This is a genomic window from Neomesorhizobium albiziae (assembly GCF_900114255.1).
GTDB lineage: Bacteria > Pseudomonadota > Alphaproteobacteria > Rhizobiales > Rhizobiaceae > Neomesorhizobium > Neomesorhizobium albiziae.
Map to the genome: position 1 here is coordinate 62,591 of NZ_FOSL01000025.1, position 9,885 is coordinate 72,475.

13 protein-coding genes are annotated in these 9,885 nt (G+C 59.1%); 10 read left to right on the forward strand and 3 right to left on the reverse strand.

The genetic code is table 11. The annotated features are described in order from the left end of the window. The first annotated feature begins 57 nt into the window (after nucleotides 1-57). The 4 genes from msrB to F3H98_RS25705 all read left to right on the forward strand — a co-directional run bounded on the left by msrB (nucleotide 58) and on the right by F3H98_RS25705 (nucleotide 2,439). Entirely contained in the window at nucleotides 58-507 is a 450-nt protein-coding gene (msrB, locus tag F3H98_RS25690; protein WP_149763180.1) for a peptide-methionine (R)-S-oxide reductase MsrB, read from the forward strand. After that, entirely contained in the window at nucleotides 504-1,010 is a 507-nt protein-coding gene (msrA, locus tag F3H98_RS25695; protein WP_149763181.1) for a peptide-methionine (S)-S-oxide reductase MsrA, read from the forward strand. Before msrB ends, msrA begins: the two co-directional genes overlap by 4 nt. Nucleotides 1,011-1,186: 176 nt before the next feature. After that, complete coding sequence (locus tag F3H98_RS25700; protein ID WP_149763182.1) at nucleotides 1,187-1,483, forward strand: hypothetical protein; 297 nt, start codon at nucleotides 1,187-1,189, stop codon at nucleotides 1,481-1,483. Continuing rightward, nucleotides 1,480-2,439, forward strand: coding sequence for a YeeE/YedE thiosulfate transporter family protein (locus tag F3H98_RS25705; protein ID WP_149763183.1), 960 nt, complete (start codon nucleotides 1,480-1,482; stop codon nucleotides 2,437-2,439). Before F3H98_RS25700 ends, F3H98_RS25705 begins: the two co-directional genes overlap by 4 nt. A 265-nt stretch (nucleotides 2,440-2,704) precedes the next feature. Here F3H98_RS25705 and F3H98_RS25710 read toward each other — a convergent pair whose 3' ends face one another. Beyond that, nucleotides 2,705-3,142 (reverse strand): protein NO VEIN domain-containing protein, encoded by a 438-nt coding sequence (locus F3H98_RS25710; protein WP_244621898.1) that lies wholly within the window; start codon nucleotides 3,140-3,142, stop codon nucleotides 2,705-2,707. Nucleotides 3,143-4,134: 992 nt separating this feature from the next. Here F3H98_RS25710 and F3H98_RS25715 point away from each other — a divergent pair. From F3H98_RS25715 to F3H98_RS25735, 5 genes are all read left to right on the forward strand, one after another. Further along, nucleotides 4,135-4,986: a type IV toxin-antitoxin system AbiEi family antitoxin domain-containing protein gene (locus F3H98_RS25715; protein ID WP_149763184.1), complete on the forward strand. Its 852-nt coding sequence runs from the start codon at nucleotides 4,135-4,137 to the stop codon at nucleotides 4,984-4,986. Beyond that, a complete protein-coding gene (locus tag F3H98_RS25720) occupies nucleotides 4,973-5,902 on the forward strand; it encodes a nucleotidyl transferase AbiEii/AbiGii toxin family protein (protein ID WP_149763185.1) in 930 nt (309 codons plus the stop codon). Before F3H98_RS25715 ends, F3H98_RS25720 begins: the two co-directional genes overlap by 14 nt. A 73-nt stretch (nucleotides 5,903-5,975) precedes the next feature. Continuing rightward, a complete protein-coding gene (locus tag F3H98_RS25725) occupies nucleotides 5,976-6,887 on the forward strand; it encodes a hypothetical protein (RefSeq protein WP_210249709.1) in 912 nt (303 codons plus the stop codon). A 407-nt stretch (nucleotides 6,888-7,294) separates the two neighbouring features. Continuing rightward, complete coding sequence (locus tag F3H98_RS25730; RefSeq protein ID WP_149763186.1) at nucleotides 7,295-8,005, forward strand: SOS response-associated peptidase; 711 nt, start codon at nucleotides 7,295-7,297, stop codon at nucleotides 8,003-8,005. Between the two features lie 148 nt (nucleotides 8,006-8,153). After that, entirely contained in the window at nucleotides 8,154-8,360 is a 207-nt protein-coding gene (locus tag F3H98_RS25735) for a hypothetical protein (RefSeq protein WP_149763187.1), read from the forward strand. Nucleotides 8,361-8,617: 257 nt separating this feature from the next. Here the strand turns inward: F3H98_RS25735 and F3H98_RS25740 are convergent, their stop codons facing one another. Next, a complete protein-coding gene (locus F3H98_RS25740; RefSeq protein WP_149763188.1) occupies nucleotides 8,618-8,917 on the reverse strand; it encodes a hypothetical protein in 300 nt (99 codons plus the stop codon). 387 nt (nucleotides 8,918-9,304) lie between these two features. On the opposite strand from F3H98_RS25740, the gene F3H98_RS25745 reads away from it, so the two are divergent. Beyond that, the gene (locus F3H98_RS25745) at nucleotides 9,305-9,532 is read left to right on the forward strand and encodes a hypothetical protein (protein ID WP_149763189.1); all 228 of its coding nucleotides are present in this window, start codon (nucleotides 9,305-9,307) and stop codon (nucleotides 9,530-9,532) included. Between the two features lie 93 nt (nucleotides 9,533-9,625). Here the strand turns inward: F3H98_RS25745 and F3H98_RS25750 are convergent. Next, the coding region (locus F3H98_RS25750) for an ATP-binding protein (protein ID WP_188130559.1) at nucleotides 9,626-9,885 on the reverse strand (260 nt) is incomplete at its 5' end.

Here is a 9,885-nt window from a genome sequence, read left to right on the forward strand (position 1 = left end):
GCAATCCCGTGACGTCTCGCGAAATTTGGACCCAACGTCGAAATAATGGAGCAGGTGATGAAATACGCAAAGACCAAGGAAGCGGTCAGCAAGCTCACGCCGGCGCAGTATCGCGTGACCCAGGAGCATGGAACCGAACGCCCCTTTACAGGGGAGTATCATGACAACAAGGAGTCGGGCATTTATGTCGACGTCGTTTCCGGCGAACCGCTATTTTCCTCGACCGACAAGTTCGACTCCGGAACCGGCTGGCCGAGCTTCACCAGACCGATCGAGGCGGCAAACGTCAACGAACTGCGAGACGACTCGCATGGTATGATCCGCACCGAAGTTCGCTCGGTGCATGGCGACAGTCACCTTGGCCATCTCTTTCCCGACGGTCCCGAAGACCAGGGTGGGTTGCGCTACTGCATCAATTCCGCGGCGTTGCGCTTCATTCCGCGCGACGAAATGGAGGCCGAGGGCTACGGCGCCTACCTCAACCTCGTAAAGGGAGATCTAGAATGACCGAGAAAGCTGTTTTGGCAGGCGGGTGCTTCTGGGGCATGCAGGACCTGATCCGCAAGCTGCCAGGCGTCGTTCGGACCCGCGTCGGATATACCGGCGGCGACGTGTCCAACGCGACCTACCGCAACCACGGCAACCATGCCGAGGGCATAGAGATCATCTTCGACCCATCGAAAATCAGCTATCGTCGAATACTGGAGTACTTCTTCCAGATTCATGATCCCACCACGAGAGACCGACAGGGCAACGACTACGGAAGTTCCTACCGGTCGGCAATCTACTTCACGGACGATGAGCAGAGGCGGATAGCCGAAGATACAATCGCGGATGTGGACGCTTCGGGATTGTGGCCAGGCAAAGTGGTGACCGAGGTGGAGCCGGCGGGAGACTTCTGGGAAGCGGAGCCGGAGCACCAGGACTACCTGGAGCGCTATCCCGGTGGTTACAGTTGCCACTACCCACGCTCGGACTGGGTGCTGCCCCGGCGGGCAGCGGCCGAATAGCCGGCAAGCTCGTCTGCATCCGTAAAGAACGGGGAGCCGATACACCTTCCGTCGTGCCTCGTCGATGCGGCCGGCGATGATCAGGGCATTCAGGCAAGAGGTTTGCCGCAGGCCGAGTCACATTCCTCGCCGACAAGCACACCGGTCGAGGGAGAGGCAAGGGTTAAAAGGCAGAGATGACCAAGGCAGATGAACTCTCGGCTTTCCTCGACATTCTTGGAAAGCTTCCCAATGGCTTCGTACGGGGCAGCTATGGAGGATCGGCCTATGGCGTCACCATCGACCGGTCGACTGGCTGCACCAGGCTGTTTGCCCGTGAACTCGGGGGCCGCGACATCGTCAGCTTCAATCTCTACCGTACCCCGGTGGGCGAAGTTCACCTGCGGCCGTGCGAAATGTCTTCGGCCAAGGTGATCGACTTCGTCCGCGGCTTCTCCGCAGACTCAGCGGGGGCGATTCCGGTTGCCGAATGAGCGAACTCCTCGTGAACATATCCGGATCGAGCCTTGCAGAAGCAAGCAAGGACACTTGGGCGGGTATTGCTTTACTTGGGGTGTTGGGATTTGTCCTCGGCTTCGCGCTTAACCAGGGATCGATCTGCACGGTCATTGCCACGAGGGAATTGGTCTCGGAGAAGAGGCCGGCGCGCTTCATCGTGCTCGTCGAGGGCGCCGTGTTGGCAGCGCTCGTCTACGCAATCCTCAAAGCGTCGCCGATGATGCCGCAGGGTTGGTTGCCACTCATCTATCTGGTTCCGGCAACCATGTTGTTCGGGCTTGGTACGTATCTGAACGGTGCATGCGTGTTCGGGTCGGTTGGGCATATAGGAAATGGCGAAATTGACTTCGGATTCGCGTTTCTCGGTATCCTTGCGGTGTTCTACTCCGAATCTCTGCTCGACCTGGTTCCGGATCAGCCGCCGACAAGTGCTTCGCTGCCGGTTGGGCCGGCGCTTATCGCAATTGCACTGTTGGCCGTCGTGGCGCTGAGGTTCGGTGTATCACAAGGATCCGAATCCAGCTTCATACGGCTGACCTTGTCGATGGGAGCGATCGGGATCACCTTTACGCTGGTGGCGATTTTCGAACCCGGGTTCTCGATCACAGCACCGCTCGGATCGATCGTTTCGATACCGGTCGCTGGCGCCGTGATCTCTGTCTGCATGTTCGCGGGCAGCTTTGCTTCCGCAAGATTTATGAAGCGGCGCTTCACGCTGAAATGGCCGACAGTCAAGACTGCCGCCCGGAGAACGCTAGCGGGTATCCTCATGGGATTGGGTGCGCTGCTTATTCCCGGCGGGAACGACACGCTGCTGATGATTGGTTTGCCCATGGGAGCATGGCAGGCCGTGCTTGCTTATGTACTTTTCGTTGCGACGCTCGCCGTTCTCATCGCCAAATTCGGTTCAATGGCGAGATCCTGGTCATGACGGCGGCCACACATCGGAGCGACGTTGAAAAACTAGGCAATCGGGCTGATCGAGTGAGTGTTCGCTGCTGGCCCGGGATCGAGACCAAGGTGATGACATCGTGCACAAATTGTCTTCGGGAAGGCGTTAGGCAGGCTGTAGTGCCGCCGTGGGTCCGCTTGCGTGCGAGGCCCAGATGGGACAAGAGCGTCTACTTTAGAGCCGTTGCGGAACTGCTGCTTCTCGCTGACATCGCCGCAAAGCTGCCAGTCCGCTACCGGCCCACCTATAAGAAACTCGCCTGATAGCTGACCGCCATCAACGACACATGCGCCTCCAACGGCGGCCGCAGTTCGAACGCCCGCGGCTCGCGGGAGAAATTCCATAGTCGCACGAGTCGCACGAGCCGCCAGTCGTTGCTATGCACCCCAGCAACCGCGAGTTCGTTGCGTGTGATGTGAAACGGCGTGCGCTCCCAGCCATTGGTTGTCTTCGCCTCGATCAGCCGATCACTACCGTCCGTATCGAAGCTCCGGATGTCATAGCCAGCGCCGTCGCCATCGACATGTGAGACCCATCGGATCCGTTCTGCAAGATCGGTCTGGCCGGCAGCGAGCAGGCTGGCGTGCTCATGGTCGAGGAGGCGCTCTTCGCCGACGCGACCGAGCGCCCGGTTGCGGGCGTCTTGCTCGGCGACGTCATACTTCCGGGCGATGGCGGTCATTTGCTGAGCTCGTCAGGGGGAGGCGCATTGCTGTACGTTGGTAGCGGACCGATCCACAAGATCGCTTCCTCCCGAAGCGCTGCTGGCGATGGGTCAATTCCGACCCGCGCAACCCGCGCGAGCCAGTCCGGATGTCGATCGAGCCATCTCACGACCGCATCGACAAGTGAGGCCTGGAAATTGAAGGCGGGCTTGTAGCCGGGGATCCAGTCTTCCCCAAGCACGCTCAGACCGCCGGGACAACATCGACCAATATCGCAATCTCGCAGCCTGTCTTACCTGCGCGCTCAAGCCCAGGTGCACGCCCGACAAGGTGAAACCGAAAGGCCGCGGCGCGTCGGTGCGCAAGGCGCAGAACCGGTACAAGGATTCACTGCGCGTGTCTGAGGAACGGCAGGCGCGGGTTGATGAGAGTGTCAGCCAGCCGATCGACCTGCAGCAGGCAATGCAGGATGCGCTCGCGGCGCAGTCACCGCTGTCGAAAGCCGTTGACCTGCACGATGCATTCGCGCGCGCGGCCGATGACGGCAAGAGCGGGGCCGGACAGGCCAGTGGGATGAGGGCGCGATTGCCGAGAAGCCGGTCTCGCGGGCGTCGCGGCCGAGAGAGCGCGGACGGGGGCGTGGCAGGAATGATGAGGGTGGGAAGGAGAGGTAGGGCGCGTCCCTCCTTCGCTAAAGCTACGGAGCGTCAGGCTCTAGGCTTTGCCCCGAGCTTCTGCTTCGCTGAGGCTTCGCAGAATCTCGGCCCATCCGGGTGACGATCCTTCGCGCGAAGAGGCTCTGGAACACACCACCAAAGCAGGCCTTGCGCCTGCTCGCTGTCGCGCCGCTGCCCTCGCCTTTGTGGGCGACGGACGGCTCCAGACGAAGCAGGCTATAAACCCAGAAATCGCTGGGTTTAGGAAATACCATAATTGTAGCCCACGGGTTTATAAATTTAGACAAATCCAAACTTGACCAATGGTTTGAAAAATGCCTATAATATAAACCATGAGTGAAGAATTTCCAGGAAAGCTAAACCAGCTACAGCGCGAACTGCCCGAGGGGCTTGTGGTGGATTCGGCGTGGCTGAAGGCGCGCGGTTACTCGGCCCAGCTCTGCCGCAAGTACGTCACCAACGGCTGGCTTGAGCGGCTTGCCCACGGCGTGTACCGCAAGCCCGGCGGCAAGCTGCTGTGGGAGCATGTCGTCATATCCCTGCAGACCCTGCTTATGAAGCCGCTGCTGGTCGGCGGCGGCACGGCGCTGTCGCTTCATGGCTTCTCACACTATCTCAGGCGGGAAGAGAAAGAGGTCCATCTTTACGGACCCGAGGAAGCGCCCACCTGGCTAGCCAAGTTGCCGCTGCCGGTCGCTTTCCATTCTCACAACAGCGCGGCGCTGTTCCGCAACGACCCTATACATTTCGGGCTGACAAGCCTTGGCTGGAATCTCAAAGACAACAGCCATGTCAGTGATGACAGCGTGCATGGCAATTCGTTCCGCGTCCTTCCCTGGGGACAGTGGGACTGGCCGCTGACGCTTTCAACGCCCGAGCGCGCCGTTCTTGAAATGCTGGACGGGCTGCCAACTCATGAGAGTTTTGATCAGGCCGACAAGATCATGGAAGGGCTCACGACCCTCAGCCCCCGGCGGCTGCAGAAGCTGCTGCTTGATTGCAAGAGCATCAAGGTCAAGCGCCTGTTCTTCTTCTTCGCAGACCGCCACAACCACCCGTGGCGCAAGCACCTGAACAAAGAGGCGGTTAATCTGGGGACCGGCAAGCGCATGCTCGTGCCGGGCGGCCGCCTTGACCCGACCTACCTGATCACCGTGCCGGAGGATTTGTATGCCGGTCAGTGAACGGTACCGGGCGCAGGTCGCCCTCCTGGTGCAGACCATCCCCGCCGTGGCGGAAGAGAAGGTGTTCGCCCTCAAGGGCGGTACCGCCATCAACCTGTTCGTCCGCGATATGCCGCGTCTGTCGGTCGATATTGACCTGACATTTCTTCCGGTCATGCCGCGCGATGAATCACTGGTCGCTATTGAGGCCGCACTGCTGCGCATCAAGAAACGGATCGAAGAGTCCGTCGCGGACGTGCGCGTCTTTGAAAGCCGCCTGAATGACGGAACCCTCACGCGCCTCGTCGTTCAGGACAAAAACAAGACGCAGGTCAAGATAGAAGTGACACCGGTCTTACGCGGCTGCGTCTTTGCCCCGGAAACAAGGTCGGTGTCGGAAGCCGTCGAAGATGAATTCGGCTTCGCGGAGATTCAGGTCGTTTCGTTCGCAGACCTCTACGCGGGCAAGATCATGGCGGCCCTTGACCGGCAGCATCCGCGCGACCTGTTCGATATCAGAAATTTGCTGGCAAACGAAGGAATCAGTAACGAGCTGCGCCAGGGTTTCATCGTCTATCTGATCAGCCATGGCCGTCCCATTGCTGAAGTGCTGGCATCGGGACAGAAGGACATTGCGGCAGAGTACGAGAAGAATTTCGCGGGAATGACGGAGGAGGATGTACCGCTTGCCGCGCTTTATGACGCGCGAGCGAAGCTTATTGAAATCCTGATCGGCGGGATGCCGCAGGCGCATCGCGAATTCCTGGTGGGATTCAAGAAGGGAGAGCCGGACTGGGAGAAGCTGGGGGTCGCAGGAGCCGCAGACCTGCCGGCGGTGAAATTCAAGCAGATCAATCTTGATAAGCTCAAGAAGGATGACCGCGCCAAGCTTGTTTCAAATCTTGCTGAGAAACTTGGGGTAGGTGAGGAAAAATGAAACCATCAGCAGGCGACATCGAGACGCCAAAGCCCGAGGGGACAAAGGGGAGAAGCTGGGAGGCGATTGCACGTTGCCGCCAGATCATCCTTTGCCGCCCGACAAACTTGGCCGGTACAGCCCGGAACGCGACTTCTATGCCGAGAAGGACATCGCAGACTATGTCGAAGGCCAGGCACGCGACGAGACGGTGCAGAATGTCGAGCGCGTGAAGACCGAATACGTAATGGGTGAACCTTACGAAATCTGGGATGTGAGTACCGACAAGGACCGTTGGTGGGTCATCACCAATATGACCAACCTCTATTCTCAGCGCCACTTCCCCAGTCTTGATTATACCCTGTCATTTCATGTCGGCCTGATGATGCGCGTGGCAAGTCGGGATGACCGCGCCGGTGACGGCGAGCCAACACCATTTGACGAAGTTTTCCGTCGTCAGAACCAGGCCGCCGATCTGCTGGAGCGGGCCGTAGAAGCGGTCGATTTTCAGGCTGTCGGAATGCAGTTGCGAGAATGCCTGATTTCGCTGGTCGCGGCAGCGCGCCGCCGGGTCGAGGTGACTGATAAGGCAGATCGCCCGAAAGACGCTGATGTTGTCGGATGGAATAGGCTGATCGTTAGCAGCCTTTGCCCCGGTGCGAAAAATGACGAACTGCGCAACTACCTGAAAGCGATCACCGAGAAAGCGTGGCCCCTGGTGAATTGGCTGACACATCACCGCAATGCCTCCAAGACTTCGGCTCTGGTCGCCTTGGATGCGGTCGATGCGATCATCAAACATTACGCCCGCCTGCTAAGCCGGGAGCGGGCCGATCACATCGAGCAGTGCCCACGTTGCCAATCCCGCAATGTGCGCACCTTCTTTGATATCGCCATTGAACCTGATGGGGAATATTTTCAGGCTTGCGGCGAATGCGACTGGGACAGCCACCCCGGCATCGCCGACGATGACGAACCCGAAGACGACGGCGGTCAAGCAGCGTAAGGGGCAAGGACCGGCGGCGCGGCCGCCGTTCCGCAGCCGTCCGTGCGGCGATGAACCTCTCTGCCGCCGAGCGCACGCTGGCAAGGCGACCATCTTCATCGAGGCAGGCGAGCAGCGCATCATCGCTCGCAGAGACGATGTCGTCGCACCCACTGAGACGTGAGGCTGTCAGTCGCAGATAATCGCCCCTGGTCAGTTCGTTTCCCGCATAGCGGGCCAAATCTACAGCCGCACCCGTAATGCCCGGGATGTTTGGCATACAGGGTCTCAGCAAATCTCTGGAAGGCAGTAACGATCCTCTCCCCGGGGTTCAAGGCTCGTTCGCAATGCCCAAAAAAGCACCTACCATGGACGACTTGATGGTCCGAGACTGGCGTCCTTGGTGGTTGTGAGGCACATTCTGTGCCGTGTGCAACCTGTACAACCTCACGACCACCCAACAGGCGATCCTCCAATGGACACGTGCCTTGCGAGACCTATCGGGGAACCTTGAACCCTCTGTTGATGTCTTCCCCGACAACCCGGGCCATGTGGTCCGCAAAGGCGCTGACGGTGAGCGTGAGTTGGTGCGCCTTCGCTGGGGAATGCCGACACCTCAGGAGCGCATCAAGGGCAATGCGGATCGCGGCACAACGAACATCCGCCACCCGAGCTACGGCCACTGGCGGCGGTGGATGGGCGTCGAGAACCGCTGTGTCGTTCCCTTAACCAGCTTCGCGGAGCCCAGCCCGAGGAAGGATGTCAACGGCAAAGTACCGAACGTCTGGTTCGCCTTGGACAACAGCGAGACGCTGATGGCCTTTGCGGGCATCTGGACGGCGTGGAGCGGCGTTCGGAAGGTCAAGGAGGGTCCAGTGGACGTGGAGTTGTTCGGCTTCCTGACCACACAGCCGAACGCCATCGTGAAGCCAATCCACGAGAAGGCCATGCCGGTGATCCTGAGGAGCCAGGACGAGATCGACACGTGGCTCTCAGCGCCGGTTGAGGAAGCCCTGAAGCTCCAGCGCCCGTTGCCCGATGATGTGCTGGAGGTCGTGGCGACGACTGAGAAGGAGCGCAACACGCCCGAAGCCATCTTCGAGGCTAAGCCCAAGGGCGATCAACTGAAGCTGCTGTGAAATGTGGATGGGGGGCGGCTCGGACCTCTTTGGTCACTCATCGTGAATAGCGCGATCTCGAAATAGGGACTAATCTCACAAGGTCGTCCGATCTTAAACGGCATACGAAAGAGTTCATCACGCTTTCGCCCACCCAAGGGAGAGCGGTGTGACATTTACCGGCATAGCAGATGAAGCACAGTTGGCGGTCCTTACCAAGATTTTGGACGACCGCTGCGCGGAGCTTGGCGTCGCTAACGACGACCCGGCCCGTGAGGTGATTGGTCGCCGCCTCATGGCCCTGTTTAACTGCGGTGGTTATTCCCTTGACCAAGTGGAGAAGTTGCTTCGCCACCCACCGGAAGAGGCGGCTTAGATCGGCTGGCTACATTCTAAGCCTGACAGTGCGGAGCTTTCGCTCTGCCTCCATTTGCGCGACTGCGACCAAGCTGTCGACATCCAACATAGCTTCGAGGTGATCAGTGGCAGCTATCGCCTTCCTGATGTCATGCAACATTAGACAAGTGTGGGTCAGCAAGTCGTGAAGGCTCGGCGGGTTTGGCACGAGAACGTCCCTCCCATATCAGTGAACTGCAAGTGCGGCGAAACGTTCCATGCAGCGGCAGCTAAATGTCACTTAAGCCGCTGAAGTGACCACACCGTGGACTGGTTCCGGCCAATCTTCATAGGCTTCCACACGCCCACCTTGGGCAGCCGGTCAACGTCCACTTCGAGCAACTGCACCTTCCGGGCACCCTTCATGCCCCCACACTCGCGGCACTTGAAGGGCACCTTGTGGGGATCGCGTTCGTAACCCACTTCGCTGATCACGTCCGCCGTGCTGAAGAACCCCACGTTCCCGCAAGGACAATCGACGCGCATCAACGGGAAACGGCGGACGGCATCTCCAAGGGTCCAGATGGTGCGCGTCATTGCGCTAACCTATGAGCGGCGGAATGCCCTCGAACGGGACCACACCGAGGTCGCTTCGGTGAATATCGATGGGACGCCCAAGCACAACGGGCAGCGCCTCCAGCAGAGCGTCGTGAACGCGGCTTAGGGCCTTGGAGTGATCGCTGTTCGTCAGGTGAAGTTGGGCGGATAGGATCGTGCGGTGCAACTGCATGGCCTCGTCCACGAACTTTTCGCATCCCGATAAAATAGTTTGTCGTACCGGCTCCTGCGGTGGTTTGGCATTGGTCGCTCCTCAGGTGTTGAAGCCACTACGATAGGAACAAATCCCTCTCCAGGTCAACGCCCTCTTGACACTTTTGTTCTTATTTTGTTCACTGAACGGACCAGCGACATTAGGAGGTCATGATGGACCAGATCGTCCGACTGAACAGCCAACAGGAAGCCATACTCGATGATGCCGCAGATCGCTTCATCGCCCTGTATCATGGCAACATCAGGAAGGCCCTCAAGGAGGTGATTGTGTTGAACGCCCACCTCAATGACCAGCTTGACCAGATGGCGGCTACGCGGCCTGGGCCGATACCAAAGCGAGCCCCGAACCCGGATCAGATACAACGTCGGTTCTGGTTTTGAGGGACACAGTGTTGATTTCCGCGAGGAATTGACCCTGGGTTTTCGCTGAGAAGTGACCCGCCTTTTATGTATGTTCCGGGTTTCAGGATTTGGTCAAGTTGGGGTTTTGTCCTTTTCGGGTGTGGTGTTCTGGGCGGAACTGTTCTTGAAGCGGAAACTGTCATTTCCGGTCTCCAGGATGTGGCAATGATGGGTGAGGCGGTCGAGCAGTGCGGTCGTCATCTTGGCATCGCCGAAGACACTGGCCCATTCGCTGAAGCTCAGGTTGGTGGTGATGACGACACTGGTGCGCTCGTAGAGTTTGGAGAGCAGGTGGAACAGGAGTGCTCCGCCAGATGCGCTGAATGGCAGGT

Bases quoted from the DNA above. Each gene is read 5' to 3' on its own strand.
- msrB (WP_149763180.1), top strand. From the start codon at position 58: ATGAAATACGCAAAGACCAAGGAAGCGGTCAGCAAGCTCACGCCGGCG.
- msrA (WP_149763181.1), top strand. From the start codon at position 504: ATGACCGAGAAAGCTGTTTTGGCAGGCGGGTGCTTCTGGGGCATGCAG.
- F3H98_RS25700 (WP_149763182.1), top strand. From the start codon at position 1,187: ATGACCAAGGCAGATGAACTCTCGGCTTTCCTCGACATTCTTGGAAAG.
- F3H98_RS25705 (WP_149763183.1), top strand. From the start codon at position 1,480: ATGAGCGAACTCCTCGTGAACATATCCGGATCGAGCCTTGCAGAAGCA.
- F3H98_RS25710 (WP_244621898.1), bottom strand. From the start codon at position 3,142: ATGACCGCCATCGCCCGGAAGTATGACGTCGCCGAGCAAGACGCCCGC.
- F3H98_RS25715 (WP_149763184.1), top strand. From the start codon at position 4,135: ATGAGTGAAGAATTTCCAGGAAAGCTAAACCAGCTACAGCGCGAACTG.
- F3H98_RS25720 (WP_149763185.1), top strand. From the start codon at position 4,973: ATGCCGGTCAGTGAACGGTACCGGGCGCAGGTCGCCCTCCTGGTGCAG.
- F3H98_RS25740 (WP_149763188.1), bottom strand. From the start codon at position 8,917: ATGACGCGCACCATCTGGACCCTTGGAGATGCCGTCCGCCGTTTCCCG.
- F3H98_RS25745 (WP_149763189.1), top strand. From the start codon at position 9,305: ATGGACCAGATCGTCCGACTGAACAGCCAACAGGAAGCCATACTCGAT.